This is a genomic window from Aeromonas molluscorum, from assembly GCF_051376105.1.
Classification (GTDB): domain Bacteria; phylum Pseudomonadota; class Gammaproteobacteria; order Enterobacterales; family Aeromonadaceae; genus Aeromonas; species Aeromonas molluscorum.
Window position 1 is genome coordinate 834,233 of the sequence record NZ_JBPQCY010000001.1, and the last position, 25,766, is coordinate 859,998.

At 60.6% G+C, this 25,766-nt stretch carries 26 protein-coding genes; 21 read left to right on the forward strand and 5 right to left on the reverse strand.

The features are described from left to right. Positions 1-444: 444 nt before the first annotated feature. The 10 genes from ACSMDR_RS03970 (at position 445) to mltB (ending at position 10,134) form a co-directional block, all read left to right on the forward strand. Positions 445-831, forward strand: coding sequence for a hypothetical protein (locus ACSMDR_RS03970; RefSeq protein WP_436467117.1), 387 nt, complete (start codon positions 445-447; stop codon positions 829-831). A gap of 74 nt (positions 832-905) precedes the next feature. Then, positions 906-1,184, forward strand: a complete 279-nt coding sequence (locus tag ACSMDR_RS03975) for a peptidylprolyl isomerase (protein ID WP_005907794.1) — start codon at positions 906-908, stop codon at positions 1,182-1,184. Between the two features lie 146 nt (positions 1,185-1,330). Then, the gene (locus ACSMDR_RS03980; protein ID WP_436467118.1) at positions 1,331-2,014 is read left to right on the forward strand and encodes a DUF1499 domain-containing protein; all 684 of its coding nucleotides are present in this window, start codon (positions 1,331-1,333) and stop codon (positions 2,012-2,014) included. A gap of 1 nt (position 2,015) precedes the next feature. After that, positions 2,016-2,612, forward strand: a complete 597-nt coding sequence (locus ACSMDR_RS03985) for a carboxymuconolactone decarboxylase family protein (RefSeq protein ID WP_436467120.1) — start codon at positions 2,016-2,018, stop codon at positions 2,610-2,612. Then, positions 2,609-4,837, forward strand: coding sequence for a dihydrolipoyl dehydrogenase family protein (locus tag ACSMDR_RS03990; protein WP_436467122.1), 2,229 nt, complete (start codon positions 2,609-2,611; stop codon positions 4,835-4,837). The genes ACSMDR_RS03985 and ACSMDR_RS03990 overlap by 4 nt, the downstream gene beginning before the upstream one ends. Beyond that, positions 4,723-5,997: an ABC transporter substrate-binding protein gene (locus ACSMDR_RS03995; RefSeq protein WP_436468191.1), complete on the forward strand. Its 1,275-nt coding sequence runs from the start codon at positions 4,723-4,725 to the stop codon at positions 5,995-5,997. The genes ACSMDR_RS03990 and ACSMDR_RS03995 overlap by 115 nt, the downstream gene beginning before the upstream one ends. Next, positions 5,998-7,623 carry an ABC transporter permease gene (locus ACSMDR_RS04000; RefSeq protein WP_436467124.1) on the forward strand — a complete coding sequence of 542 codons (1,626 nt, stop codon included), beginning with the start codon at positions 5,998-6,000 and terminating at the stop codon, positions 7,621-7,623. Next, positions 7,620-8,309, forward strand: a complete 690-nt coding sequence (locus ACSMDR_RS04005; RefSeq protein ID WP_436467125.1) for an ATP-binding cassette domain-containing protein — start codon at positions 7,620-7,622, stop codon at positions 8,307-8,309. The genes ACSMDR_RS04000 and ACSMDR_RS04005 overlap by 4 nt, the downstream gene beginning before the upstream one ends. Further along, on the forward strand, positions 8,302-8,907 hold the full coding sequence (locus tag ACSMDR_RS04010) for a CDP-alcohol phosphatidyltransferase family protein (RefSeq protein WP_436467127.1): 606 nt from the start codon (positions 8,302-8,304) through the stop codon (positions 8,905-8,907). The genes ACSMDR_RS04005 and ACSMDR_RS04010 overlap by 8 nt, the downstream gene beginning before the upstream one ends. A 150-nt stretch (positions 8,908-9,057) precedes the next feature. Further along, entirely contained in the window at positions 9,058-10,134 is a 1,077-nt protein-coding gene (gene mltB / locus ACSMDR_RS04015; RefSeq protein ID WP_436467128.1) for a lytic murein transglycosylase B, read from the forward strand. A gap of 55 nt (positions 10,135-10,189) precedes the next feature. On the opposite strand, the gene ACSMDR_RS04020 is transcribed toward mltB, so the two are convergent. Continuing rightward, positions 10,190-10,672: a MarR family winged helix-turn-helix transcriptional regulator gene (locus ACSMDR_RS04020; RefSeq protein WP_005894878.1), complete on the reverse strand. Its 483-nt coding sequence runs from the start codon at positions 10,670-10,672 to the stop codon at positions 10,190-10,192. Positions 10,673-10,768: 96 nt separating this feature from the next. Here ACSMDR_RS04020 and ACSMDR_RS04025 point away from each other — a divergent pair, with 96 nt between their 5' ends. After that, positions 10,769-11,626 (forward strand): DMT family transporter, encoded by an 858-nt coding sequence (locus ACSMDR_RS04025; RefSeq protein ID WP_436467130.1) that lies wholly within the window; start codon positions 10,769-10,771, stop codon positions 11,624-11,626. 100 nt (positions 11,627-11,726) lie between these two features. Here the strand turns inward: ACSMDR_RS04025 and pgm are convergent, their stop codons facing one another. After that, entirely contained in the window at positions 11,727-13,376 is a 1,650-nt protein-coding gene (gene pgm, locus ACSMDR_RS04030; RefSeq protein WP_436467132.1) for a phosphoglucomutase (alpha-D-glucose-1,6-bisphosphate-dependent), read from the reverse strand. Between the two features lie 103 nt (positions 13,377-13,479). Next, on the reverse strand, positions 13,480-14,004 hold the full coding sequence (gene seqA / locus ACSMDR_RS04035; protein ID WP_436467133.1) for a replication initiation negative regulator SeqA: 525 nt from the start codon (positions 14,002-14,004) through the stop codon (positions 13,480-13,482). A gap of 223 nt (positions 14,005-14,227) precedes the next feature. Between seqA and ACSMDR_RS04040 the strand changes: the two genes are divergently transcribed. Genes ACSMDR_RS04040 through fldA form a run of 4 tightly spaced genes read left to right on the forward strand, consistent with a single transcriptional unit; the run spans position 14,228 to position 16,178 of the window. Continuing rightward, positions 14,228-15,022 (forward strand): alpha/beta fold hydrolase, encoded by a 795-nt coding sequence (locus ACSMDR_RS04040; protein WP_436467135.1) that lies wholly within the window; start codon positions 14,228-14,230, stop codon positions 15,020-15,022. Positions 15,023-15,078: 56 nt separating this feature from the next. Continuing rightward, positions 15,079-15,300, forward strand: a complete 222-nt coding sequence (locus tag ACSMDR_RS04045) for a DUF2788 domain-containing protein (RefSeq protein WP_005894863.1) — start codon at positions 15,079-15,081, stop codon at positions 15,298-15,300. A 17-nt stretch (positions 15,301-15,317) separates the two neighbouring features. Further along, positions 15,318-15,614: a LexA regulated protein gene (ybfE, locus tag ACSMDR_RS04050; RefSeq protein WP_005894861.1), complete on the forward strand. Its 297-nt coding sequence runs from the start codon at positions 15,318-15,320 to the stop codon at positions 15,612-15,614. 39 nt (positions 15,615-15,653) lie between these two features. Beyond that, complete coding sequence (fldA, locus tag ACSMDR_RS04055; protein WP_005894859.1) at positions 15,654-16,178, forward strand: flavodoxin FldA; 525 nt, start codon at positions 15,654-15,656, stop codon at positions 16,176-16,178. Positions 16,179-16,243: 65 nt separating this feature from the next. Here the strand turns inward: fldA and ACSMDR_RS04060 are convergent, their stop codons facing one another. After that, positions 16,244-16,732, reverse strand: coding sequence for a DUF4442 domain-containing protein (locus tag ACSMDR_RS04060; RefSeq protein ID WP_436467138.1), 489 nt, complete (start codon positions 16,730-16,732; stop codon positions 16,244-16,246). A gap of 241 nt (positions 16,733-16,973) precedes the next feature. Here ACSMDR_RS04060 and fur point away from each other — a divergent pair, with 241 nt between their 5' ends. Then, positions 16,974-17,402 carry a ferric iron uptake transcriptional regulator gene (fur, locus tag ACSMDR_RS04065; RefSeq protein WP_005894855.1) on the forward strand — a complete coding sequence of 143 codons (429 nt, stop codon included), beginning with the start codon at positions 16,974-16,976 and terminating at the stop codon, positions 17,400-17,402. Positions 17,403-17,510: 108 nt separating this feature from the next. Here fur and glnS read toward each other — a convergent pair whose 3' ends face one another. Further along, positions 17,511-19,172, reverse strand: a complete 1,662-nt coding sequence (glnS, locus tag ACSMDR_RS04070; protein ID WP_436467140.1) for a glutamine--tRNA ligase — start codon at positions 19,170-19,172, stop codon at positions 17,511-17,513. Between the two features lie 483 nt (positions 19,173-19,655). On the opposite strand from glnS, the gene ACSMDR_RS04075 reads away from it, so the two are divergent. The 5 genes from ACSMDR_RS04075 to ACSMDR_RS04095 are packed head-to-tail and all read left to right on the forward strand — an operon-like array spanning position 19,656 to position 25,757. Beyond that, entirely contained in the window at positions 19,656-22,487 is a 2,832-nt protein-coding gene (locus tag ACSMDR_RS04075; RefSeq protein ID WP_436467142.1) for a xanthine dehydrogenase family protein molybdopterin-binding subunit, read from the forward strand. Further along, the gene (locus tag ACSMDR_RS04080) at positions 22,484-23,011 is read left to right on the forward strand and encodes a (2Fe-2S)-binding protein (protein WP_436467144.1); all 528 of its coding nucleotides are present in this window, start codon (positions 22,484-22,486) and stop codon (positions 23,009-23,011) included. Before ACSMDR_RS04075 ends, ACSMDR_RS04080 begins: the two co-directional genes overlap by 4 nt. Continuing rightward, positions 23,008-24,225: a c-type cytochrome gene (locus ACSMDR_RS04085; RefSeq protein WP_436467145.1), complete on the forward strand. Its 1,218-nt coding sequence runs from the start codon at positions 23,008-23,010 to the stop codon at positions 24,223-24,225. Before ACSMDR_RS04080 ends, ACSMDR_RS04085 begins: the two co-directional genes overlap by 4 nt. Beyond that, a complete protein-coding gene (locus tag ACSMDR_RS04090; RefSeq protein ID WP_436467147.1) occupies positions 24,218-25,201 on the forward strand; it encodes an XdhC family protein in 984 nt (327 codons plus the stop codon). Before ACSMDR_RS04085 ends, ACSMDR_RS04090 begins: the two co-directional genes overlap by 8 nt. Then, the gene (locus ACSMDR_RS04095) at positions 25,191-25,757 is read left to right on the forward strand and encodes a nucleotidyltransferase family protein (RefSeq protein WP_436467149.1); all 567 of its coding nucleotides are present in this window, start codon (positions 25,191-25,193) and stop codon (positions 25,755-25,757) included. Before ACSMDR_RS04090 ends, ACSMDR_RS04095 begins: the two co-directional genes overlap by 11 nt. The last annotated feature ends 9 nt before the right edge of the window (positions 25,758-25,766 follow it).

Below are 25,766 nucleotides of genomic sequence, written 5' to 3' on the forward strand. Positions count from 1 at the left end.
ATCCTACCATAGTAGGTAACGGGATTCAGACCCATCAGCGACCTGAATTTGCCATAAAATTTAACCAGTTGGCTATAAGTTAACCCGCTTTGGCAAAATTGGCCCCCCATATGTCCAAATGGCGTACAAAGTGCCCGGGATCCAGCCCTGTCACCTGACGGGCTGGCGCGACAGTTTTTGTCAGGTAAAGCCTGGGGGCCCCATCGAGTAGCGATGCAGCCTCCCTGTCCCAGGGCTGTTTATCTCTTCTGAAAATGGCAAGTCCCTTGGCTGTGCGGCCGCCTCGACGGGATGGGAAAATGCGCAGCAATCCTGCTTTATCCATTTACATTCAAAAGCTTGTGTTTCGGTAATGGCTTATTCGTTCACCCTAATCTATTTATCCCGCTCCCTTGCCCACCCCCTCTGCGCCACACTGGAGACATCAATCAGAGGAGCACTCCCATGGCTACACGCAGCGAACAACTGGCCGACTACATCGCCGAACGGCTCGAATTCATCACCTTTCTGGCCTGTAGCAGCGCTCTGCTGGCCTTGCTGTTTGGCATGAACGGTCAGCAGGCCCTTGCCTTCACGGCCTTGAATCTGCCCTTTGGCCTCGCCATCTTGCTCGGCTCGGCCCTGCTTGCCCCCTTGCCATACCACTGGCGTCTCCCTCTCACGACGGTGCTGCTGTTAACCTGTGCCTTGGCCAGCCTCAATCTGGGCGGTCAATGGCTGGAGCCACTGGCACTCTGGAGCCTGTATGGATTGCTCGGCCTGGAGCTGCTCTGGCAGGCTCGCCACCACAAGCCGGTGATCCGGGCTGACGAGGGGCAACAATTGCGCTAATCTTGCCGCCCGATCCGGCCGGTATCATGACGAGGCCCGGCTCAGTCCGCCAATGCACGCGAAGAGGAGAACCCATGAACAAAGCCTGCGCCCAACACATTTTGGTCAAGACAGAGAAAGAGTGTCTCGAGATAAAGAGTAAAATCGACAAGGGCGCCGATTTTGGACAGATGGCAAAACGCTTCTCCACCTGCCCCTCCGGCAAGCGCAGCGGCGATCTGGGCGAGTTCAGCAAAGGCGACATGGTCAAAGCCTTCGATGATGCCGTCTTCAAGGGGGAACTGCTCAAGGTACTGGGCCCGATCCGTACCAAGTTCGGCTTTCATCTGATCAAGGTGCTCTACCGCAACTGACCCTAGTCACCGCCCGATTTGGCCGGGCGTGCTACTTGCGCCCGCCTCGGTCAGCCAATTGAGCCATTTCGGGTCAATCGTTAAAATAAATTAACCTTATCAGTCAATTAGGTTTATCCTTTGGCCATTTCCCCAAAGGTTCTGCCATGCTGACCATGCCTGTTCTACCCCTGCTAGCCTGGTTGTTACCCCTGTGTGGCGCCCTGGGCAGCCGTTTTGCGATCTGGCCCTGGTGGGCTGGCTTTACGCTCTGCATGGCCGGGGCTCTGCTCTCTCTTTTCCTGCTGGTGCGCCTCCCTTGGTGCCGGAGCAAGGCCGCCAACCTGTGGGGGGCCATTCCGCTGCTGCTGCCCCTGCTGTTCGTGGTGCAGGCACTACGCATGCCGTTGACCAACGATGTCAGCACGGACCCCTATCACCCCCCCGCCCTCAGCTGGGCCGCCGAGCTCAGAACCCCGTCGGATCTCCCGATCAATGCCCCTCCCCTGAAAGCTTTTGCGGACAACCCCGGTCCTCTTTATACCCGCGCCTCCGAGGCCGAGGTGATCGCCGAGGCCAGCGAGCTGATGCAGGAATTGGGCTGGCAGGTGCACCCCGGCCCCCACGGACTCGATGCCGTGGTGACGACGGCGTGGTTCGGTTTTCAGGATGACGTGGCACTGCGGGTCTTTGCCGGTCCCAAAGAGACCCGTATCGACATGCGCTCCGCCTCCCGTCAGGGGCGCAGCGACCTGGGCGCCAACCGGGCGCGGATCCACACCTTTATGGATCTGCTCAACGAACGGTTAGGGGGTGCCTACAAACCCAAGATGAAGCAAAAAGAGGATTAGCATGCGCATCAAGCTGAAAGCGGATCGGGACTATGCCTGGTTTATCCGTCCCTTTTTCTGGCTGCAGCAACGCAACTACGGCCAGGTACTGATCCCGGGCAAGTGCTGGGGTCGCTCCCCCAGGCTGTTTGCCGCCGTGGCGACCCTCTATGGCGTCATCAACCGCAAGCGCTCCCCCATCGATCCCGTGCTGCGCTCTCTGGTGACGGTGCGGGTATCTCAACTTAACTGGTGCCGATTCTGTGTCGATATCAATGCCATGACCCTGGTCAAGCGCGCAGGCTCCACTGCCAAGGTCGAGGCCCTGGCCCAGTGGCGCACCAGTACCCTGTTCGATGAGCGGGAGTGCGCCGTGCTCGACTTTACCGAGGCCATGACGGGTCTGGACGGGGTGAGCGAAGCCCAGTTTGAGGCGCTGCGCCCCTGGTTCGATGATGATGCCCTGGTGGAGCTGGCCGGCCTGGTCGCCTTCCAGAACATGTCTGCCAAGTTCAATGCCGCCCTGGACATCCCGGCCCAGGGTTTTTGCCAGTTGCCGGTGCAACCTGATGCCGAAGAGAAGCAGGAGCCCCAGTCTCAAGAGGAGAAACCATCATGAGAGGAAGCAAACTGGGATTGCTGCTGCTGATCGCGCTGCTGATCGGTACCTTCTTCGCCCTGGGGCTGGGCCAATATCTGACCCTGGATGCCCTGCAAGCCCGCCAGGCGGCGCTTGCGGCCTGGGTGGACGCTCACTTTTGGCAAGCCAGTGCCCTCTTCTTCATGGTCTATGTGCTGAGCACGGCGCTCTCCCTGCCGGGGGCCAGCCTGCTGACCTTGCTGGGCAGCGCCATCTTCGGGATCGGTTGGGGTCTGCTGCTGGTCTCCTTTGCCAGTACCCTGGGCGCCAGCCTGGCGTTTCTCAGCGCCCGCTTCCTGTTGCGTGACTGGGTGAGTGCCCGCTTTGGCCACAAGCTGGCGGCTATCGATGCCGGTATGACCCAGGATGGCCCCTTCTATCTGCTCAGTCTGCGCCTCATTCCCGTCTTCCCCTTCTTCCTCATCAACTTGTTGATGGGGCTGACCGCCCTGCCGCTTCGCACCTTCTATTGGGTAAGCCAGCTCGGCATGCTGCCCGGCACTTTCGTCTATGTGTTGGCGGGCAGCCAGCTGGCCCAACTCACCAGCACCGGCAACATCCTCTCTCCCGGCCTCATCACGGCGCTCTGCCTGCTCGGCCTGCTGCCCTGGCTGGCCCGGGCTGCTCAACGCCAGCTTGCCCTGCGCCGCCGGCTTGCCCGATTCCCGCGACCAGCCCACTTCGATTACAACCTGCTGGTGGTAGGCGCCGGGGCCGGTGGCCTGGTCACCAGCTATATTGCCGCCGCCGTCAAGGCTCGGGTGGCCCTCATCGAAAAGCACAAAATGGGCGGCGACTGCCTCAATACTGGCTGCGTCCCCTCCAAGGCGCTGATCCGCAGCGCCCGCTTCGCCTTGGAGCAGCGCCGGGCCGCCGAGCTTGGCTTCGCACCGCTCATTGCCACTGCCGACTTCGAGGCCGTGATGGCCAGGGTTGCCCGAGTGGTACGCGAAGTGGAGCCCCATGATTCGGTGGCTCGCTATGAGGCGCTAGGAGTCGAGTGCATACAAGGCGAGGCACGCCTCATCTCCCCCTGGGAGCTGGAGGTGGACGGCCAGCGTCTCTCCAGCCGCCACATCGTCATCGCCACCGGTGCCAGACCGTTGGTACCGCCTATCCCGGGGCTGAGTGACGTCAACTACCTCACCTCGGACAACCTCTGGCAGTTACGCACGGCCCCGCGCCATCTGATGGTGCTCGGCGGGGGCCCCATCGGCTGCGAGCTGGCCCAGAGTTTTGCCCAACTCGGCATCCGGGTCTCCCTGATCGAGCTGGCGGATCAACTCCTGCCCCGGGAGGAGCGCGAGGTGGCCGAGTTGCTGCAAGCTCAGATGAAGGATGACGGGGTCGAACTCTTGATTGGCTGGCGTGCCGAGCGGGTCGAATCCCTGACGCAAGGCCAGATCCACCTGCACCTGTGCCGGGGGGATCAGCGTCTGGAAGTTGAGGGAGATCAGCTGCTGCTGGCCCTGGGCCGAGTGGCCAATGTCACCGGCTTTGGCCTGGAAGCGCTGGGGATCGAGCTGACCCCTCGCGGCACCATAGCCGTGGACGCTTTCCTCGCCACCAACTACCCCAGCATCTCAGCGGTGGGCGATGTGGCCGGCCCCTACCAGTTCACCCATTTCGCCGCGCATCAAGCCTGGTATGCCGCGGTCAATGCCCTCTTTGGCCAGTTCAAACGCGTCAAGGCGGACTATCGCGTCATCCCGGCAGCCACCTATACCAGCCCGGAGGTGGCCCGGGTCGGCCTCAACCGCAAGGAGGCGCAAGAACAGGGAATTGCCTTTGAAAGCAGCCGCTTCGAACTCAAAGAGCTGGACAGGGCCATCGCCGATGGCGAAACCCAGGGCTTCATCGAGGTGCTGACCGCCCCTGGCAAAGACAAGATCCTGGGCGCCACCATCGTCGGCCCCCATGCCGGCGAGCGCATCGCCGAGTTCACCCTGGCCATGCGCCACAAGCTGGGCCTTGGCAAGGTACTGGGCACCATTCACGCTTACCCCACGCTGATGGAGGGCAACAAGTATGTGGCTGGCCAGTGGAAACAGGCCCACAAACCCGAGGCCCTGCTGCCCTGGCTGGCCCGATACCACCACTGGCGCCGCCGTGGCAAGCTCGATGCCAGACAACATCCGTTGCAGACAGGCCCGACTCCCCTGCGGGATCCGGCCCAGCCCTCCACTCACCACAAGGAGCCATGATGACCTCTGGCAAACTAGGTTACGGCATAGCCGCGTTGGCCCTGTTCTGGGGTTGGCAGGCCCAGGCCTCTTCCGACATCAACTGGCAGCAGACCCTGGCCGAGGCCCGTGGACAGACGGTCTATTTCAACGCCTGGGGCGGCAGCCCTGAGATCAACAGCTACCTCGGCTGGGCAGCCAAGGAGCTGGCGCGCGACTATCGGCTCACCCTGGTGCAGGTGAAGGTGGATGACATCGCCCCCAGCGTCAGTCAGCTGCTCGCGGGCAAGCAGGCAGGCAAGACCCGGGGAGGCCCCATCGACCTGCTCTGGGTCAATGGCGAAAACTTCAAGGCCCTCAAAGACAACGGCCTGCTCGGTGCCCCTTTCAGCCAGGAGTTGCCGAATATGGCGCTGGTCGACCCCAGCTTGCCGGTCGACAAAGACTTCACTGTAGCGGTCGAGGGGTTGGAAGCGCCCTGGGGACTGGGCCAGCTCAACTTCATGGTCGACACCGACCAGGTGCCTGAACCACCGCGCTCGGCCAAGGCGCTGCTTGCCTGGGCCAAGGCCAACCCGGGCCGGTTCAGCTACCCCAAGCCGCCCCAGTTCCACGGCACCAGTTTCCTCAAACAGATGTTGCTGGAGCTGGCGCTCGATCCGGCCCCCCTCTATCGCCCGGCGACCGACGCCGCCTTTGCCCAAGTCACGGCGCCGCTCTGGCTCTTCCTCGATGCCCTGCATCCCAGCCTGTGGCGTCAAGGCAAAGCCTTCCCGGCCAGCGCCGCCGAGACCAAGCAACTGCTCGATGATGGCGAACTGGCCATGGCCATCAGCTTCAATCCCCAGGAGGCCCTGAGCTCGGTGGAGACAGGCAGCCTGCCTCCCGGTGTCAAGGCGGTCGCCATGGATAAGGGGGCACTGACCAACAGCCACTTCCTGGCCATTCCCTTCAACGCCACGGCCCGCGCCGGAGCCAAGGTGGTGGCCAACTTCCTGCTCAGCCCCGCCGCCCAGGCGCGCAAGGCCGAACCGGCCATCTGGGGCGACCCCAGCGTATTGCGCCAGGATGCCCTGCCCGCCAATGCCGTGCCCGCCTTGCGCTTCAAGGCGCTGGCCGAGCCTCATCCCAGTTGGCAGCTGATGCTGGAAAGCGCCTGGGCCGAGCGTTACGGCCACTAGATGCGGCGCCTGATCCTGCCGCTGACGGCGGGCCTGCTCTGGCTGCCCCTGCTCGGCGGCCTGCTGATCCTGCTTGGCCAGGCCAGAGGCTCCGCGCCCTGGCTGCGGCTCTGGGCCCAACCAGGTCTGGGGGAGTCCATCTGGCTCAGCCTCTGGATAGCTTCTGCCTCCAGCCTGCTCAGCCTGCTGCTGGTCGCCCTCTTGCTGGCCCACAGTGAAAATCGCAGCGTCGCACTGCTGCGCCGCCTGCTCGCCCCCCTGCTGGCCATGCCCCATGTGGCCTTTGCCATCGGTTTTGGTTTTCTCATCGCCCCTTCCGGCTGGTTGCTGCGGCTGGTCTCCCCCGGGATCACCGGACTGAGCCTGCCACCGGACTGGCAGACACTGCATGATCCCTGGGGGCTAGGCCTCATCATCATGCTGGTCCTCAAAGAGGTGCCCTTCCTGCTGCTGATGGCGCTAGGTGCCCTGGAGCCTCCCCTGCTCGCCCGCCAACAGTGGCTGGGGCAAAGTCTCGGCTTTCGTCCGGCCCAGATCTGGTGGCGACTGATCCTGCCCAGTCTCTGGCCCAGTCTGCGCCTGCCGCTCTATGCGGTAGCCGCCTATGGCCTAGGGGTGGTCGATCTGGGGCTGCTGCTCGGCCCCACCCAACCGGCACCGCTGGCCGTGCGGCTCTGGCTCTGGTATCAGGATGCCGACCTGAGCTGGCGCGCCCTGGCCAACAACGGCGCCCTGCTGCTGTTTGGCCTCAATCTGCTGCTGCTCGCCAGCTTACGCGCCCTTGAGTGGCTTCATCTGACCTGGGGCAAAGGCTGGATGCTCAATGGCCAACGCCAACGCCCCTCTGCCCGGCTGGTTCCGGCCCTGGCTGCCACCCTGTCCACCCTGTTGCTGTCAGTCAATCTGCTGGTGCTGGCCGCCCTGATCCTCTGGTCCTTCACCCGCCGCTGGTCCTTCCCCGCTCCGTGGCCCAGCCAGTGGAGTGGGCGCCATTGGCAACAAGCGATCGGCGAGCTCGCTCTGCCCCTCGGCCACAGCACCTGGCTTGCCCTGTCGACTGCCATCGCGACCCTCATCCTGGTGGTACTTGCCCTGGAAGCCCAACGTGGACGCAGGCCCTGGCCGCTCTGGCTGATCTGCCTGCCGCTGTTGCTCCCCCAGGCCAGCCTGCTGCTGGGGGCCCGTCTTGGTGCCGACTGGCTCGGCCTGCCGGTCGGCAGCACCCTGGTATTCTGGAGCCAGCTGCTGTTCGTCTATCCCTATGTTTATCTGTGCCTCTATGGTCCCTATCGTCAGTTTGACGATCGTCTGGTCCAGGCGGCCGCCACCCTGGGGGCCAATTCCTGGCAAACCTGGTGGCGGGTCAAGGGCCCCCTGTTGCGGCGTCCCTTGGCCTTTGCCTTCGCCGTGGGCGCCGCCGTCAGCCTGGCCCAATATTTGCCGACCCTGCTGTTTGGCGCCGGGCGCATCATCACGATCACGACCGACGCCGTGGCCATCGGCTCTGGCCTCAACCGCCGCCTCGCCAGTCTCTATGGCTTACTGCAATTGGCATTGCCGCTGGCGATCTACGCCCTGGCTCTGTGTCTGCCGCGCAGACCAAACTCGATGGAGAGCACCTCATGACGCAGCCCCTGCACTTGGGCCCCCTGACTCTGGTTCTACGTCAGCAGACACTGTTGCAACTGCCCGAGCGCCGCATAGCCCCCGGGGAGATCCTGACCCTGATGGGGCCAAGTGGCTGTGGCAAGAGCTCGCTGCTGGCTGGCCTTGCCGGGGTGCTGCCTCCGGGAGGCCCCCTGCAACTTGACGGTGAGATACGGCTCGGGACCCGCCTCCTCAGTACGCTGCCCGCTTATCAGCGCCGCATCGGCATGCTGTTTCAAGAAGATTTGCTGTTCGCCCACCTCTCGGTGGTCGAGAACCTGATGTTTGGCATGCCGGCCCATATCAAGGGAGCGGCGCGGCGCGAGCAAGCCCAGCAGGCGCTGGCCCGGGTCGGGTTGGCAGAGCTGGCCGACCGTCATACCGGCGCCCTCTCCGGCGGCCAGAAGGCGCGTGTCAGTCTGCTGCGCACCCTGCTCGCCGAGCCGGATGCCATCTTGCTGGATGAACCTTTCGCACGCCTCGACAAGCCGCTACGCGCCGCGTTTCGCGCCCTGGTATTCGAGGAGATAACCAACCGCGCCATCCCGGCCATTCTGGTCAGCCATGATGAAGAGGATGCCCCCGCCACCATCCTGGATCTCGCCGCGATGGCGTCGCCTGCCACCCGCTATTCCCCTATCTCAGAGGACGCTCCCCTTGTTTGACCGCCATGCCATTGTGTTGATCCGCCGTCCCTTGGCCGTGATCGCCCGTCCCCTGGCCCGCTGGGGCATCAGCGCCAACCAGATCAGCATCACCGGTTTCTTCATCGGCATGCTGAGCCTGCCCCTGCTCGCCTTCGGCCAGTTTGAGGAAGCCTTGATCTGCATCTTGCTCAATCGCATCATGGATGGGCTGGATGGCGCCATCGCCCGGATCCACGGCATTACCGACTGCGGTGGCTTCCTCGACATCACTCTCGACTTCATCTTCTACGCCGCCGTGGTATGGGGCTTTGCCCTGGCCAGTCCCGCCAATGCCCTGCCCGCCGCCACCCTGCTGTTCGCTTTCATGGGCACGGGGTCCAGTTTCCTGGCCTTTGCCATCATGGCGGGCAAACGTGGCATCGAGAATCCCGTCTACCATCACAAGTCACTCTACTACCTGGGAGGCCTGACAGAGGGCAGCGAAACCATCGCCCTGTTCGTGCTCATGTGCCTGCTCCCCCACTGGTTTGCTCCCCTGGCCTACGGCTTTGCCGCCTTGTGCCTCATCACGGTAGCGACCCGGCTCTGGAGTGGTTACCACAGCCTCAAGTCCTGAATCCGCAGAGCTGCCCTGCCATTGACCCACGGCGGGGTGACCTGTAATCCTCGAGCACAGTGGCCACTTTTTCCCTCGGCTCGGCCCTTGCGCATCGCCATGGATCCACTACCATGGCGAAATCCTGTTTTCTATGCTGTTGGAAGCCTTATGCATCGTTTCATACCCTTGGCCGTACTCTTTCCCTTGCTCATCGGCTGCAGCAGCGCCGCTCACGAACCGGCTCCCGTACCCAAGGTTCAGACAAAGAGCAGCTTCCTGCTCACCCCACCGCCCAAACAGGCATCTGGGGTGCTGGCGGGGGATTTTGCCAGCAACCCCGAGGTCAACAGCTTTATCAGCATGATGGTCAACAAGCACGGCTTCGATCGGGCCGAGCTGCACAACACCCTCTCCCAGGCCTCTCGCGAGCAGTGGATCATCAACCTGATGGACCGTCAGGCACCGGTAGCTACAGGCCCAAGCGGACCTAATGGTGCCTGGAATCGCTATCGCGCCAAGTTCATCACCCCGGACAATGTGCAAAATGGTGTCAACTTCTGGCGCGACTATGAGACCGAACTCAATCGTGCCTCTGCTCAGTACGGCGTGCCCCCCGAGATCATCGTCGGCATCATAGGGGTCGAGACCCGCTGGGGCCGAGTGATGGGCAAAACCCCGATCCTGGATGCCCTGGCCACCCTGGCCTTTGACTATCCCCGCCGCGCCACCTTCTTCCGCGGCGAGCTGGAGCAGTTCCTGATCATGGCCCGCAACGAAGGGATCGATCCGAGCGAACCGACCGGCTCCTACGCTGGCGCCATGGGCTACGGCCAGTTCATGCCGTCGAGTTTCCACGGCTATGCGGTCGACTTTGACGGCAACGGCCACACCAACCTCTGGGATCCTGTGGATGCCATCGGCAGCGTAGCCCACTACTTCCAGGCCCACGGCTGGCGCAAGGGCGATCAAGTGGCGGTCAGAGCCCAGGGCCAGGCACCCGGTTTTGAAACCGGCTTCCAGACAAGCTACAGCCTGGATACCCTGCGCAGGGCTGGCCTTTCCCCCATAGCGCCACTCGGCGCCCACAGCAAGGCCAGCCTGTTGCGACTGGATGTCGGCAGCAGCTATCAGTACTGGTATGGTCTGCCGAACTTCTACGCCATCACCCGCTACAACCACAGCACCCACTACGCCATGGCGGTCTGGCAGCTGGGTCTGGCGGTCAAGGCTGCCCGTGGTTACTGACTCCGGATCAACAACATAAAAAAGGCCCCTTTCGGGGCCTTTTTTATCTGTGGCATCACTCGTTTTCCAGCAACCAGCGTTTGAGCAGGGCCGCGAGCTGGACCTGCTCCTCCCGATTGAGGGGAGCAAGCAGTCGCCGCTCATTAGCCACATGACGCTCGACCGCCTGGTCAATCAGGGCCAGACCTGTCTCGGTCAGGTTGACCAGCAGGCTGCGTCTGTCATCCGGCGCCGCCTGGCGCTCGATGAGCCCCCGCAGCTCCAGCTTGTCGAGTCTGGCCGTCATGGCCCCCGAACTCAACATGGCAGACTGATAGAGTGCAGTCGGGGTGAGCGGCCCACCGGCCCGGCGCAGGGTCGCCAAGATATCGAAATCCGAGCCCAGCAACCCGCACTCCTTGAGCTCGTCACTCACCTCCCGTCCGGCGATGGCGGCCATGCGCGCCACACGGCCCAACACCCCCATCGGGCTGCAATCGAGATCGGGTCTCTGCCGTGCCCATTGAGCCAACAACTGGTCTACATGATCCTCTGCCATAACGCTGCCACTTATCTTTATATCGAGATACTTGATAGTAAAGCAAATCGCCGCCAATGTATCTTCACTTAAAGATACTTAATATTGAGATATGTCATGCCTGTCCTGATTGCCCTGCTCGCTCCCCTGTTGTGGGGCAGTACCTATGCTGTGGTCAGTCTCTACCTGATCGACTACTCCCCCTACTGGGTGGCAGTCTGGCGTGCCCTGCCCGCTGGGATACTGCTGTTGCTGCTTCATCCCCGCTGGCCGCCACTGCCCTGGGGCAAGCAGTTCCTGCTGGCGTTTTGCAACATCACCGCCTTCTTCGCGCTCTTGTTCGTCGCCGCCTTCCGGCTGCCGGGTGCGGTAGCCGGCACCCTGGGTGCCACCCTGCCCCTCATTCTGATGGGGCTGGCCTGGTGGCAGGATGGCAAGCGACCCAGCCTGAAGTGGCTGCTGCTCGGTCTGATGGGCCTCGCTGGTGTGCTGCTGCTGCTCAACCCTTCCGCCAATCTGGATCCCATAGGTGTGACATGTGCCCTGCTGGCAACCCTGCTGATCGGCCAATCCAGCCGCTGGATGCAGCGCTGGCCGGTGAGCGATCTGATGGCCCTCACCGCCTGGCAACTGCTGCTCGGCGGCCTGATGCTGATCCCGCTCGCCTGGTGGCTGGCCGGTCCCATGCCCTTGCCACAGGTGCAGGCGGCCCCAGGCCTTATCTGGCTGATCCTGCTCAACACCGCACTGGCTTACTGGGCCTGGCTCTGGGGACTAAAGCGCCACGGCCCGGAGATGATGGGCATGTTGGCGCTTACCAATCCCATGGTGGCGGTATCGCTTGGAGTCTTGATGGTGGGCGAGACGCTGGATGGCCGTCAATGGCTTGGCATTGGGGTGATCCTGTGCTCGTTGTTCCTGATGAAGCTGCCGACCCGATTTGCGCTCAGAGACAGGCTGACCCGCAAGGGATGACTGGAAAACGTGGATGAAAGCGCCGGGAGGAGATGAAAAAGAGGAGCCATCAAGGCTCCTCTTTTTATTGGCAGGTTCGCTTGTCAGCCTGAAACCAGGATCAGACGCCTGCCTTGGCCAGGGCCGCAGAGACAATCTGCTGGGCCTCTTGCTGGATCAGGTCCAGGTGCGCCTCGCCTTTGAAGCTCTCCATATAGATCTTGTAGATGGACTCGGTGCCCGAAGGGCGCGCCGCGAACCAGCCGTGCTCGGTGGTCACCTTGAGGCCACCGATGGCGGCATCATTACCGGGCGCGCGGGTCAACTTGGCGGTGATGGGGTCACCCGCCAGGGTGGAGGCCTCTACCAGGGCTGGGTCCAGCTTGGCCAGCACCGCTTTTTGCGCGCTGTTGGCCGGGGCATCGATACGGCGGTAGCTGGAGCGGCCAAATTTCGCTTCCAGGGCATCATAATGGGCCTGGGGATCTTTGCCGGTGACGGCCAGGATTTCGGCGGCCAGCAGGGCCAGGATGAAGCCGTCCTTGTCGGTGGTCCAGACGCTGCCATCCTTGCGCAGGAAGGAGGCGCCGGCACTCTCTTCGCCGCCAAAGCCAAACTCGCCGCTGTAGAGACCGTCCACGAACCACTTGAAGCCGACCGGCACCTCTTTCAGGGTACGGCCAATCTCGCCGGCGACCCGGTCGATCATCGAAGAGGAAACGAGCGTCTTGCCGACCGCAGCCGCTTGTGGCCAGCCGGTTCTGTGGGTGAACAGATATTGGATGGCAACGGCCAGGTAGTGGTTCGGGTTCATCAGCCCGGCGGGGGTGACGATGCCGTGCCTGTCGTAATCAGGGTCGTTGCCCAGCGCGATGTCGAACTTGTCCTTGAGGGCAATCAGGCCCGCCATGGCAAAGGGGCTGGAGCAGTCCATGCGGATCTTGCCGTCTTTATCCAGGGTCATGAAGGAGAAGGTGGGATCCACCTTGTAGTTGACCACTTCGATGTGCAGACCATAGCGCTTGGCGATCACATCCCAATAAGCCACGCCGGAGCCACCGAGGGGATCGACCCCTATCTTGATGCCAGCCTGCTTGATGGCATCCAGATCCAGCACGTTGCCAAGGTCGTCCACATAGGGGGTGACATAGTCGTGACGTACCACGAGCGGGCTCTTGAGGGCATCGCTAAACGGCATGCGTTTCACCCCTGCTAAGCCGGCTTCCAGGATGGCGTTGGCACGCTCTTCCACCCATTTGGTGATCTCCCCTTCTGCCGGGCCGCCGTGGGGAGGATTGTACTTGAAGCCACCGTCTTCCGGCGGATTATGGGACGGGGTGATCACCACGCCGTCCGCCAGCGCCGCAGGCTTGCTGGCATTGTGATGCAAGATGGCGTGGGAGATGACCGGGGTCGGGGTGAAACCCAGATCCGCCTCGATGCGGGTCTCGACGCCGTTGCCGGCCAACACCTCGACCGCGCTGGCGAAGGCTGACTCAGACAGGGCGTGGGTATCCATGCCGACAAACAGGGGCCCTGTGATGCCGGCCTGCTGGCGATATTCCACCAGCGCCTGGGTGACCGCCAGGATATGGGATTCGGTAAAGGCATTGTGCAGAGCGCTGCCACGGTGACCAGAGGTGCCAAAGGCGACACGCTGTTCGGGGCGGCTCATGTCCGGCTTGTTGAGGTAGTAAGCGCTGACCAGACGGGGGATGTTGGTCAGGTCGCTTAGACGGGCCGGTTGACCGGCATGAGGATGCTGTGCCATGGCGTTATCCTTGCTGCTATATGCATTTGCTGCTTAACGAAACAGGCCCTTGCGAAGGCCCTGCACATTCAAAAATCAGAACCGTCTTAGCCTGAGCTCAGTGTCATACGGTGCTGCACGCCTCGGCAATCAAGGCTTCGTCATAACCCATGCTGGCCATCAGCTGGGCGACCATATTCTGCTTGCGGCTGGTATTGGTATTGGTGATGACCCAGAAGGGGGTATCCGGTACCGGTTTGGGTTTGGTGGTGCTGCCACTGGCACGCAGGGCCTCGGGATCCTGGGAGAAATAGACGCGCTTTCGCCCTTTTATCTCGGTTGCCTGGGTAAAACGAACAGGGTCATCCCGGTAGAGCGCCCCCAACAACAGCATGAAACGGTTGATCGATTTATCCTCCTGCTGCAGGGCACCCGACGCCAGCAAGGCCTGTATCCCAGACTTCTCCTGAGTGACAGGAGCCGGAGTCTGAACGGTCAGTGGCTCGGCCTGGCTGGGCGCCTCGCTCACCTTGACTTGGGCGGACTGCTCCAGCAGGCGACGCAATATATCGGAGGCACTCTCGCCAATGTGACGGGTCTGACTGGCAATATAGAAGTAGAGATCGTCATCAAGTTCGATGGTTTTCATAGGGTTGGCGCTGGACTCACAGAAAGTGGGATGGTGCGATTATACATAGCCAGACCCGGCGGCCCAAGCGGCCCGTCAGATGTGCATGAATCTCCTCGAGAATACGGCATAATGGCGCACCAGATAGTGATCCAGGCCACCATGGCGCATTTTTGGCCCACAGGAGCGCAAAACCTGAACCAGATGCCAGGATCCCCGGATAGACAGCACAGGAGAACAACCATTGTCAGCCCCCCCTTCAGCCTTGCCGCTGCTTAATCACAAGGATCAAGGCCAGGGCCCGGCCGTCGTTTTGATCCATGGCCTCTTTGGCAACCTGGACAACCTGGGCCTGCTGGCTCGTGCACTGGCGGACCAGTATCGCGTCATCAGTCTGGACTTGCGCAACCACGGCGCCTCCTTTCACTCCATGGAGATGAGCTATCCCCTGATGGCGGCCGATCTGCTGACGCTGCTCGATAGCTTGCACATCGAGAAGGCAAGCCTGATTGGCCACTCCATGGGAGGTAAAGTCGCCATGCAGGTGGCCAAGCAGGCGCCCACGCGGATCGAACGCCTGATAGTGGCGGACATGGCGCCGGTCGCCTACCCCCACGCCCGTCACCAGAATGTGTTTGCCGGTCTCAACGCCACCCTGGCCAAGATGCCAAAGAGTCGCAGCGAGGCAGAAACGCTGCTGGCAGAGCACATAGAGATCCCGGGCGTGCGCCAATTCCTGCTCAAATCCTTCGCCAAGGGGGAATCTGGTTGGGGTTGGCGCTTCAATGTGCGGGCCCTTGAGCACAACTACGCCAACATCATGGGCTGGCCGGATAGCCAGAGCCGTTTCGACGGGCCGACCCTGTTTATCAAGGGCGGTGAGTCGGACTATATGCTGCCCGCCTATACCGAGACGGTGATGGCGCAATTCCCCGCAGCAAAGGCTCGGGTCATCGCCGGAACCGGCCACTGGCTACACGCCGAGAAGCCGGTTTTGTTCAACAAGTTGGTTGTGGATTTCCTGTCTATAGGCGGTTAACAGTTTCAAATCCTTTGTGATATAGTGCGGCCCGTCATAAGGAGTGTGCGCAATCCATGCTGAGCCAACACATTGAACTGATCGAGAGTCTGGGCCTGAAATTATTCTTCGTGGCCGTCTTTCTATTGATTGGCCTGGCTATCCAGGACGTACTCAAACGCGGCAACGTGCCCCGTTTCGGTCGCTTCATCGTCTGGCTGGTACTGTTTTTAGGTTGCGCGGGTTTTGTCGCCAAGGGGCTGATTGAACTGAGCTGGGAAGGCTCGGGTCTCGGCTAACAGCTCATAGATGAAGTATGGCCAAACAGCAAACTGATCGAACAACATTGGATCTGTTCGCAAATGAGAAGCGCCCCGGCAGGCCGAAAACCAATCCACTCCCCCGCGAGACCCAGCTCAAGATCAACAAGCGCAATCAGCTCAAGCGCGATCGGGAGAATGGACTGAAGCGGGTAGAGTTAAAGGTGGAAGCCGAAATGCTGGAGCGCCTGAACCAACTTGCGCTGCAACAGAACGTCAGCCGCGCCGAGCTGATCCAATCTATCCTGAAGCAACAGATCGACTCTGCTCTCGTGGCGGGTCAGCTGATCTGACCGTTAAGCATCAACACCAAATACGGGTAACTAAACACTATGGCAAGTGTAGGTCTGTTTTTCGGCAGCGATACCGGTAATACCGAAGCTGTCGCCAAGATGATCCAGAAAGAACTGGGCAAACAACTGATTGAAGTCCGTGACATCGCCAAGAGCAGCAAGGCCGACATCGACAGCTTCAGCCTGCTGATGTTCGGTATCCCGACTTGGTACTACGGCGAAGCCCAAGCCGACTGGGATGACTTCTTCCCGGAACTCGAAGAGATCGACTTCACCGACAAACTGGTTGCCATCTTCGGGTGCGGTGATCAGGAAGACTATTCCGAGTATTTCCTCGATGCCATGGGCACCCTGCGTGACATCGTCGAGGCCAAGGGCGCCATCATCATTGGCCACTGGCCGACTGCGGGCTACGACTTCGAGGCCTCCAAGGCCCTGGTCGATGACAAGCACTTCGTCGGCTTGGGAATTGATGAGGATCGCCAACCAGAACTGACCGCCGAGCGCGTCAAGGGCTGGAGCAAGCAGATCCATGAAGAGATGTGCCTCGCCGAACTTGAGTGAGTCACTTCTACTAAAAAAACGGCCCTAGAGGCCGTTTTTTTATGGGATGTAATTAGCCCTGGAGATCACGTCATCGACTCACAGCGCCCCCTGCGCTCCTTGCGCTGGCGGACATAGAGCGTGCGCTTGATCTCGGCGACCAGCTCACCCTTGTGATCTTTTACCAGTACATCAAACTCGGGGAAGTGTTTGTCCCCCTGACGGGTCGCCGCCAGGATTGAAGCCAGCTTGGCCTCGGTCAGGTTGAACTCGGCCACCAGCTTGCCCTTGCCTGGCTTGATGTAGTTGATGCTGCCCGCCTTGTCCCAGACGTAGTAGTGGTTCTTGAAATACCCCATCAGCATCAGCGGGTAGATGGGATCCGTCATGGCGAACATGCTGCCGCCAAACTGGGTCCGGTTGGCATTCTTGTTCCACCAGCGGGACTTCAAGGTCACCCGGCAGAACCGGAAGTCATCGCTCAGGGTTTCTATCTTGATGCCAGCTCCCCAGAAAGGAGGCCAGGCGTTGAGGGCGCGGCGCACCCAGGCCGCATTGTCAAAAAGCCAATCCATGGATCTCATCCGACCAGACAAACAGGTGTTACATCTTAACAACAATCAACGACCTGACAAGGGGGCAAAAATAATCTAATGCTCGCCCCCTTCGGATAAATTATGGCTAAAGCCCTTGAATTACTGGGTTTATTTTTTGTGACCACAAGACCTATAATGACATCTGACATGAGTTGAAGGTTGCCATTCCCGCGCCAGTCACTCAGAATAACCCCACCTTCGAGAATGCGAATAAGTGAATATGCCAGACAATAATCAAGCGTTAAAAAAGGCCGGGCTCAAGATCACACTGCCGCGTGTCAAGATCCTCGAGATCCTGCAGCAGCCGGAATGCCAGCACACCAGTGCCGAAGACCTCTACAAACGACTGATCGATCATGGTGAAGAGATTGGTCTGGCGACCGTGTATCGCGTTCTGAACCAGTTTGATGATGCAGGCATCGTCACCCGTCACCACTTTGAAGGCGGCAAGTCCGTGTTTGAGCTGTCGACCCAGGAGCACCATGACCACCTGGTTTGCCTCGACTGTGGCAAGGTGATCGAGTTCTCCGATGAAGTGATAGAACAGCGTCAGCGTGACATCGCCAAGCATCACAATATTCGGCTGACCAATCACAGCCTCTATCTGTATGGCCACTGCGCCAACGGCGACTGCAAGCACGACGAGTAAACTTGCCTGTGCGTCGCAGACAATAAAAAAGCCAGCATCGCGCTGGCTTTCTTTTTGGCTCAAATCCGGGCAAGTGGCAGGGTCTCCCCTGCCCTCTTTCCCTATACATCAGCCTTCGGCTTTGCCCCAGACGTCACGCAGTGCAACGGTGCGGTTGAACACCAGCTGCTCCGGGCTGGAGAGCTTGCTGTCGGCGCAGAAGTAACCTTCACGCTCGAACTGGTAGGCAAACTCCGGCTTGGCATTTTTGAGGGAGGCCTCGACACGAGCCCCTGCAATGACTATCAGGGAGTCCGGGTTCAGGGCCGCTTCGACGTCTTGCTCGGCGCCAGGGTTTGGCATCTTGAACAGGCGGTCGTAGAGACGGATTTCGGCTGGCAGTGAGTGAGTGGCGCTGACCCAGTGGATCACCCCCTTCACCTTGCGACCGTCTGCCGGATCCTTGCCCAGGGTGTCCGGGTCATAGGAACAATAGATGCAAGTCACCTTGCCATCCGCATCCTTCTCGACCCGTTCGGCCTTGATGACATAGGCGTTGCGCAGGCGCACTTCCTTGCCCAGCACCAATCGCTTGAACTGCTTGTTGGCTTCTTCCTTGAAGTCCGCTTCATCGATGAAGATCTCGCGGCCAAAAGGCAGCTCACGGGTGCCCATCTCGGCATTGTTCGGATGTGCCGGGGCAGTCAGCATTTCGTCAGCCGACAAGTTCTCAATCACCACCTTGAGGGGATGCAACACCGCCATGGCGCGCGGGGCGTTCTCATTGAGATCGTCCCGAATGCAGGCTTCCAGCATGCTCATCTCGACGATGTTGTCCTGCTTGGTCACGCCGATGCGTTTGCAGAACTCACGAATGGCTCCCGGGGTATAACCACGACGACGCAGACCAGACACGGTCAACATGCGAGGATCATCCCATCCATTGACATGCCCCTCGGTCACCAGCAGGTTCAGCTTGCGCTTGGACATGACGGTGTATTCGAGGTTCAGACGGGAGAACTCGTACTGACGGGGGTGGCAATCGATGCTGATATTGTCCAGCACCCAATCGTATAGACGGCGGTTATCCTGGAACTCCAGGGTACAGAGGGAGTGGGTGATCCCCTCCAGGGCGTCCGAGATGCAGTGAGTGAAGTCGTACATCGGATAGATGCACCACTTGTCACCGGTCTGGTGGTGGTGGGCAAACTTGATGCGATAGATAACGGGATCGCGCATCACCATGAAGGGAGATGCCATGTCGATCTTGGCGCGCAGGCAGGCGCTGCCTTCGGCCATCTCACCGTTCTTCATCTTGGCAAACAGTGCCAGGTTCTCTTCGACGCTGCGCTCGCGGAACGGGCTGTTCTTGCCGGCTTCAGTCAGGGTGCCACGATACTCGCGCATCTGCTCGGGAGAGAGCTCGTCCACATAGGCCAGACCCTTCTCGATCAGCTCGATGGCGTAGCCGTGCAGCTTGTCGAAATAGTCGGAGGAGTAGCAGATCTCGCCGCTCCACTCGAAGCCGAGCCACTGCACGTCCTGCTTGATGGACTCGACGTACTCTATATCTTCCTTGACCGGGTTGGTGTCATCGAAGCGCAGGTTGCATTGGCCCTGGTAGTCCTTGGCGATGCCGAAGTTCAGACAGATGGACTTGGCATGGCCGATATGGAGATAACCGTTCGGCTCGGGAGGGAAACGGGTATGCACACTCTTGTGCTTACCACTGGCCAGATCTTCATCGATGATCTGACGAATAAAATTGGTTGGGCTGCTCGCCTCGGTCATGAATTCACCTCGAATGTCTCAGCTCGTGGGGCAACCGCACGCCCCCGCTTAGAAACCAACAATGATCCACTATTCATCCATGAGGCTCAACAGGAATTTACCGCCACAACCCGTGTTCCGCCACAGTTACCGCCCTTCGCACCGAGGGAGCCCCGCTTCCCGGTCGGAAGCGACTCATCCCGCAACAACTTGCTATCAACCGAGCTGATGAATTCGGTACAAAAATGCAACGCCGACGACTTGGTCTTGGCCACACTATTTGCATGCGCACAGACACGATTCTGTTTATGGCCGTGATTTCAATATCAAAAGTGGTTAATGTGAAATGAATCAACAATCATTAAGCATCTTCCAAAGTTCGTCACCGCAGTATTATATTAACAATCTCATTACTTTTTCTGTGACATCAGGAGAGATGGCCGACAACACTGGCCGATCTTTCCCCCGTTCCACTCGTCTGACCCTCATACAGGTAGCTGAACCATGTCCTATCCCTTATCAAGACGTGAATTCATCAAACAGTGCGTCATAGCCGGCATTGCCGTCTACAGCGCCCCGCTTCTCGCCAACCTTTCCCTGTCCTGCATGGAAGATGAGGTCTTCGATCCCGAGTTGCTCAGCCAGTGGAAACAAGGCGGCAAGATCAAGTTTCGCAGCGACGGACTGGCCAAAGTCACAGGCCAGAAGATCTACAGTCGGGATTATCGCGCGCAGGATCTGGCAGGCTGGCCATCCCAGCAGCAACATGCACTGCTGATCCGGGCCGACAAGGCGGATCGCATCTATCTGGGACTGGATCTCTCCATGTTGCCCGCCAATGCCCAGCCCAGCCGGGTGCTTACCGCCGCCGACCTGGTCCGCGATGGTGTCGAACTCCCATCCTTCTACGGCATCAACATGATGGTGAGCGAAGGAAGTACCCCGGACTACCTGGGGCATGCGGTTGCCATGCTGTTCTTCCCGGATTTCGCCACCTTCAACAGAGCCAAGCAAATGCTGCAGTTCAACGGCAATGTGGTGCGCTACGGCGACGTGACACCGCTGATTGCCGCCTCCCGCGATCCCTGGGCTTGCTGGCGCATCGTGCGGATCGAGGGCAAGCTAGGCATGAGTGATCAGTACAGTGCCTTGAAGAACGGGCTCTTCTTTCCGGCTATCGCCAGCCACCTGCCGGTATGGCCAACCCCAAATGCCAGTGGCAATGCGGGCGAGCAGGGCATGTATCAGGCCGAACTCGTCCATAAAGAGCTGGAGAGCGAGGATGCCCTGGTGCTGGATCGCACCTATCAGACCCAGTTCATCGAACCCATGATGATGGAGACGGAAAACGCCAACGGCTGGTTCGATGCCAAGGAGCGCACCATGCACCTGGTGGTGTGCACCCAGTCCCCCCACGACTTCTACTACGAAGCCGCCGAGATGCTGGCCAAAGGCCCGCTGGCAGGCAAGGTCGACAAGCTGGTAGTGCACTCCCCCTTCATAGGGGGAGGTTTCGGGGCCAAGGATCACACCATATTTCCCTTTTACGGCCTGCTCGCAACCCTCTATGCCGACGGCCCGATACGCCTGGCCAATGATCGCTTCGAACAGTTCCAGGGTGGGCTCAAGCGTCACCCGTTCAACATGCAGAACAAGCTGGTAGTCGATAAACAGAGCGGCAAGTTTCGCGCCCTGATCGCCGCCATGACCGTTGACGGTGGCGGTCGCCTGAACTTCACCGGCTCGGTGGCCAGCGTGGGCGCCAGTGCCATTCAAGGGGTTTACTACCTGCCCAAGAATGACATCACGGCTGTCGCCCTGCCCTCCGAAAACCCGGATTGTGGCTCCATGCGTGGCTATGGCTCCCTGCAAACCATGGCGGCCATGGAGATGATGGTCAACGAAGCGGCTGCGCTGCTGAAGATGGATCCCCTCGAACTGCGTCGCCGCAATCTGATCAAGCCCGGCCAGCCCAATACCCAGGGCGCTATTCCCGAAGGGAATAACCGCTATCCCGAGATCCTGGCGATGGCTGAGCAGCATGAGCTATGGGCCCAGCGCCAGAGCAGGAAGCAGGCCTATGAAGCCCAACATCCGGATCGCCTGCACGGGACAGGCTTCAGTATCACCACCAAGGATTACGGCACCGGCGCCGTGGCCCCCTCGGCCTGTGTCGAGCTGACCAGCAAGGGGGAGATCCTTCTCAAGATCAGCGGCATGGAGATGGGTACCGGGATCCAGACCTCACAAGCCGAGATCGTCAGCCACTACTTCGGCCAGCCAGCCGACACCATAGATCTCGCCGAAATTGCACTCTGGGAAAGCTTCAAGCTGGTCGAAACCGATAACCCCTACACCATCTCCCAGGAACGCCAGGACGAGATGCAGAAGAACCCGCGCTGGACGCTGGCCATTCCGCAGGCTTCTTCCGCCTCCATCTCCTCCTATTTCCAGAGTCACGCCACCGCCACCGCAGCCCGTATCCTGTTTGAACAGAGCCTCTGGCCGACGGCGACAGCTATCTGGCGCAAGCAGTACTTCGTCGGTCAGGCCGGTCTGGATCTGGGTCCCTCCAGCGAGGCAAGCTGGACCGATGCGGGGCTGACGACCCGTGGCATGCCGCCGCTGCCGCTCTCCCTGCTGGCGGCTCACGCCCATGCCAAGGGTCTCATTACCGGTGCCATGGTACACAGCTTCAACCGCTGGGCCTGGGCCGAGTGCGACTTCCCCCTCGAGGGCCAGAGTCTGCGCCTGCCCATCGATGCGCTGGCGATACGCTATGGCGACGGCGCCAGCAGCGAGCAACGCGCACAGGCCGATGCCAACGGCTACCACCTGCTCGATCGCACCCAGGCCTACTACCCCAAGACCAGCCTGAACAACGCCATGGTGACCTACTACGCCCCTTGCGCCACCCTGGTCGAGGTCGCCCTGGAGAAGGGCTCGGGCAAAGTGCACATCTTGTCGGCCCACAGCTGGCTGGACGCAGGTCGGGTCATAGTCCCGGAGCTGGTGGAAGGCCAGATCCAGGGCGGCTTGGCCATGGGGGTGGGTCATGCCCTGTATGAATACCTACCCGCCGGACAGGAAGGGCCGGGCAACGGCACCTGGAACCTGAACCGCTATCGTGTGCCCAGCGCCGATCAGCTGCCAGTCTGGAACTTCACCCACACCCTGCTCGATCCCCTCTCGCCGACCGATGCCACCAAGGGCATAGGCGAAGTGGTGATGATCCCCGTAGTGGCAGCTCTGGTTGAAGCCATCTATCAGGCGAGCGGCACCCGTTTCTATCATCTTCCCGTGACAGCAACCGACATTCAGAAGGCCATCCAATGACCACAGTAACCATGACCATCAATGACCGTCTCGTCGGCCCGCTCGAGGTGGATGACAACACCATGATGCTCGACTTCCTGCATGAGTATGTGAATCTGACTGGTACCAAGTTCGGCTGTGGCATTGGGGTCTGCCACGCCTGCACCATAGTCGTCGACAAGGAGGATGGCACCAGCGAGAGCGTACGCACCTGCATCAACGGCGTGGGCCGCTTCAACGGCAAGCGAGTGCGCACCGTGGAAGGGCATGCCAAACGCAATAGCCTGGGCAAAATAATCGCTCTGAGCCCAGTGCAACAAACCTTCCTGGATCACTTCTCCTTCCAGTGCGGCTGGTGCACTTCGGGCTTTGTCAACGAGACCACTGTCCTGCTCGAACGCCTGCGCAAACAGCCGGTGAAGATGGCCGATCTGGAGCAGACCATCTCGGCGGCACTGAACGATCACGTCTGTCGCTGTACGGGTTACAAGAAATACTACGAGGGGGTCAAAGCCATGCTCATCAAAGAAGGAGTGGTCAAATGATGCACCTCTCCAGACTGGCATTGGCTCCTCTCCTCGGCATGGGGGTCGTCGCAGGCGTCCAGGCTCAGGATCCCTTGGTTGAGCAAGGGCGCTACCTGGCCAAGATCGGCGACTGTGCCGCCTGCCATACCACCGAAAGCGGCCAGACCTACGCGGGGGGATTGGCGTTTAAAACCCCCTTTGGCGTCATCTACTCCACCAACATCAGCGCTGACAAAAAGCAGGGCATCGGCGACTACAGCTACCAAGATTTTTATGACGTGATGCACAACGGCAAGGCGCCAAAAGGGCGTCTCTATCCCGCCATGCCCTACACCTCCTATCACCTGGTCACGGATGCCGACATGAAGGCGCTCTACGCCTACTTCATGCAGACCAAACCAGCAGCGACCCCCAATAGAGCCAATGGGGTCGGCTTCCCCTTCAACGTGCGCACCGGGCTATTGGGCTGGAACCTGGTGGCTCATGAAGACACCGCCTTCACACCCGACTCAACAAAAAGCGCCAATTGGAACAGAGGCCGCTATCTGGTTGACGGGCTGGGCCACTGTGGCGAGTGCCATACACCGCGTAACATCTTCATGGCAATGGACTCCTCCCACTATCTGCAAGGGGCCAGGATTGAAGGGGTGATGGCGCCCAACATCACCGCCACCGAGTTAAGGCGCCAAGGCTGGACTCAGGAGTCACTGGCCAGGCTGCTGCAAAAAGGCTACTCGGTCAAAGGGAGTGTATTCGCTGGCATGTACCCGGTGGTGGAGAAGAGCTTTGCCTATCTGACCCAGGAAGATATGCATGCAGTGACCAGCTACCTGCTCGACAGCGATACGCCACTGCCATCCCCCGAGACCAAGGCTGTCACCCTGGATACCCAGCATCCCGGTTATGCCCTCTATCGCAACTACTGCACCGGCTGCCATGGCCAAGATGGTCAAGGCAAGCCGAATGTGACCCCTGCCCTGTCCAGCAATGGGACCCTGGATCAGCAGAGCCCAGTCAACACCCTGGCCATACTGCTGCATGGGATCCCGGCCCAAGGCTACAGTCAGACCGAGCGTTTTGCCCCCATGCCAGGTTATATCGATGAGATGAGCGAGCAGGAGCTGGCAGACCTGGCCAACTTCCTGCGCCAGACCTGGGCCAACCAGCCCGCCAAGGTGAGTGCCGACGAGGTCAAGGCGCTTAAACAGGAGCTGGCCGAGTATCATGAGTGACCATAACGTCGACGTAGTACGCCAAAGCTTGAGCTGGCTCGCCCAGGGCAGATCTGTCTGGCTGTGCAGCATAGTGGCCACCTATGGCTCGGCCCCTCGGCCAAGGGGGGCACTGTTTGCCACCGATGGGCGCTGTCGCAGCGGCTCCATCTCCGGTGGTTGCATCGAGGACGCCTTTGTCGAGAAGCTGGCCAAGGGGGAGCACGACGCACCGCTGAGCCTGCTTGACTATGGCGCTCACCTGACCCCCAATGGCAATCAGTTCGAGATGCCGTGCGGTGGGAGCATCCAGCTACTGGTCGAGCACCTGATACCAGGCGATGAAGCCATGCAAGACTTGCAGCAATGGCTTGCCTTGCTCCAAGGTGCAACCTCCTTCGTGCGAGAGGTCCGCATTGCGCAAAGGGAGAGGGCCTACCTGAGCGGCGAGATCCCTGGCCGGGACGAACCCGGGATCGTTCGACTCGGCTATGCCCAGCGCTGGCGTCTGCTGCTGCTGGGGATCAGCCAGGTGAGCGAACAAGTGGCCAGGCTCGGGCAGGCCGCCGGTTTTGAGGTATTGCTATGTGATACCCGCGACGCATACCGCTTTGACTGGCATTGGGGGCCTGAGCAGGGTGGCATCGAGGTGCAGTGGTGCGATCCAGAACGTTTTGTCGAACGTCACGCCAACGCCCAGAGCGCCGTGCTTGCCCTGGCACACGACCCCCGCATCGATGATGCCGGACTGATGGCTGCGCTTGAATCCGACGCCTTCTATCTGGGGGCCATGGGCTCGATACGCACCAGTGAACTCCGGCGGGAGCGACTACGGCGGATAGGCGATGCCAGCCAGCCGCAACTGGCGCGGATCCATGCCCCTATCGGGTTTCCGATCGGCAGCAAGTCCCCGATCGAAATCGCCATCGCCACCCTGGCCGAGGTTATCGCCGTCCGCCATGGCATCCGCATGAGGCTTCAGCAAGATGCAACCTGAACGGGTTGCCCTGCTGCTGGCCGCCGGTTTCTCCCGTCGCTACGGCAGTGACAAGCGCCTGGCGGGGTCACCTCCGCTGATACTGCGCACCCTCTCTACCCTGCTCCCCTACCATGATTGTGTGCTGGTCGTACTCAGGCAGCAAGATGAAGCATTACAGCAACTGTTGGCACCAAGCGGTGCAGTCATTACCCAGGTAGCGACCGATGGCGGGCTGGGGGACAGCCTGGCCCATGGCGTGCGTACCCTGCTCAGCCAGCAGAGGGCCATCCACAGTCTGCTGGTGGTACTGGCCGACATGCCGCACCTCTCCCCCAGCAGCCTGCAAACCTTGCAGGCTGCCCAGGATGGCGACTCGCTGGTGCGCCCAGTCTATCAGGGCGAGCAGGGTCATCCCGTCAGTTTCCCCGCCGATCTGCTGCCCGAGCTTGCCCGGATCTCTGGTGATAGAGGCGCCAAGCGGGTGCTGGATCGCCACACCGACCGCCTGATCTGTCTGACACTCAACGATCCCGGCTGCGTGCAGGATATCGACTGGCCTGAGGATCCCCTCTGAGCCAGCGCG

What these genes read in the sequence shown, in the direction of transcription:
- ACSMDR_RS04080 (WP_436467144.1), top strand. Translation starts at nt 22,484, where the DNA reads ATGACCACAGTAACCATGACCATCAATGACCGTCTCGTCGGCCCGCTC.
- ybfE (WP_005894861.1), top strand. Translation starts at nt 15,318, where the DNA reads ATGGCCAAACAGCAAACTGATCGAACAACATTGGATCTGTTCGCAAAT.
- fldA (WP_005894859.1), top strand. Translation starts at nt 15,654, where the DNA reads ATGGCAAGTGTAGGTCTGTTTTTCGGCAGCGATACCGGTAATACCGAA.
- ACSMDR_RS04095 (WP_436467149.1), top strand. Translation starts at nt 25,191, where the DNA reads ATGCAACCTGAACGGGTTGCCCTGCTGCTGGCCGCCGGTTTCTCCCGT.
- ACSMDR_RS04025 (WP_436467130.1), top strand. Translation starts at nt 10,769, where the DNA reads ATGCCTGTCCTGATTGCCCTGCTCGCTCCCCTGTTGTGGGGCAGTACC.
- ACSMDR_RS03970 (WP_436467117.1), top strand. Translation starts at nt 445, where the DNA reads ATGGCTACACGCAGCGAACAACTGGCCGACTACATCGCCGAACGGCTC.
- ACSMDR_RS03975 (WP_005907794.1), top strand. Translation starts at nt 906, where the DNA reads ATGAACAAAGCCTGCGCCCAACACATTTTGGTCAAGACAGAGAAAGAG.
- seqA (WP_436467133.1), bottom strand. Translation starts at nt 14,004, where the DNA reads ATGAAAACCATCGAACTTGATGACGATCTCTACTTCTATATTGCCAGT.
- ACSMDR_RS03985 (WP_436467120.1), top strand. Translation starts at nt 2,016, where the DNA reads ATGCGCATCAAGCTGAAAGCGGATCGGGACTATGCCTGGTTTATCCGT.
- ACSMDR_RS03990 (WP_436467122.1), top strand. Translation starts at nt 2,609, where the DNA reads ATGAGAGGAAGCAAACTGGGATTGCTGCTGCTGATCGCGCTGCTGATC.
- mltB (WP_436467128.1), top strand. Translation starts at nt 9,058, where the DNA reads ATGCATCGTTTCATACCCTTGGCCGTACTCTTTCCCTTGCTCATCGGC.
- ACSMDR_RS04020 (WP_005894878.1), bottom strand. Translation starts at nt 10,672, where the DNA reads ATGGCAGAGGATCATGTAGACCAGTTGTTGGCTCAATGGGCACGGCAG.
- ACSMDR_RS04045 (WP_005894863.1), top strand. Translation starts at nt 15,079, where the DNA reads ATGCTGAGCCAACACATTGAACTGATCGAGAGTCTGGGCCTGAAATTA.
- ACSMDR_RS04000 (WP_436467124.1), top strand. Translation starts at nt 5,998, where the DNA reads ATGCGGCGCCTGATCCTGCCGCTGACGGCGGGCCTGCTCTGGCTGCCC.
- ACSMDR_RS03980 (WP_436467118.1), top strand. Translation starts at nt 1,331, where the DNA reads ATGCTGACCATGCCTGTTCTACCCCTGCTAGCCTGGTTGTTACCCCTG.
- ACSMDR_RS04090 (WP_436467147.1), top strand. Translation starts at nt 24,218, where the DNA reads ATGAGTGACCATAACGTCGACGTAGTACGCCAAAGCTTGAGCTGGCTC.
- pgm (WP_436467132.1), bottom strand. Translation starts at nt 13,376, where the DNA reads ATGGCACAGCATCCTCATGCCGGTCAACCGGCCCGTCTAAGCGACCTG.
- ACSMDR_RS04085 (WP_436467145.1), top strand. Translation starts at nt 23,008, where the DNA reads ATGATGCACCTCTCCAGACTGGCATTGGCTCCTCTCCTCGGCATGGGG.
- fur (WP_005894855.1), top strand. Translation starts at nt 16,974, where the DNA reads ATGCCAGACAATAATCAAGCGTTAAAAAAGGCCGGGCTCAAGATCACA.
- ACSMDR_RS04060 (WP_436467138.1), bottom strand. Translation starts at nt 16,732, where the DNA reads ATGGATTGGCTTTTTGACAATGCGGCCTGGGTGCGCCGCGCCCTCAAC.
- glnS (WP_436467140.1), bottom strand. Translation starts at nt 19,172, where the DNA reads ATGACCGAGGCGAGCAGCCCAACCAATTTTATTCGTCAGATCATCGAT.
- ACSMDR_RS04005 (WP_436467125.1), top strand. Translation starts at nt 7,620, where the DNA reads ATGACGCAGCCCCTGCACTTGGGCCCCCTGACTCTGGTTCTACGTCAG.
- ACSMDR_RS04075 (WP_436467142.1), top strand. Translation starts at nt 19,656, where the DNA reads ATGTCCTATCCCTTATCAAGACGTGAATTCATCAAACAGTGCGTCATA.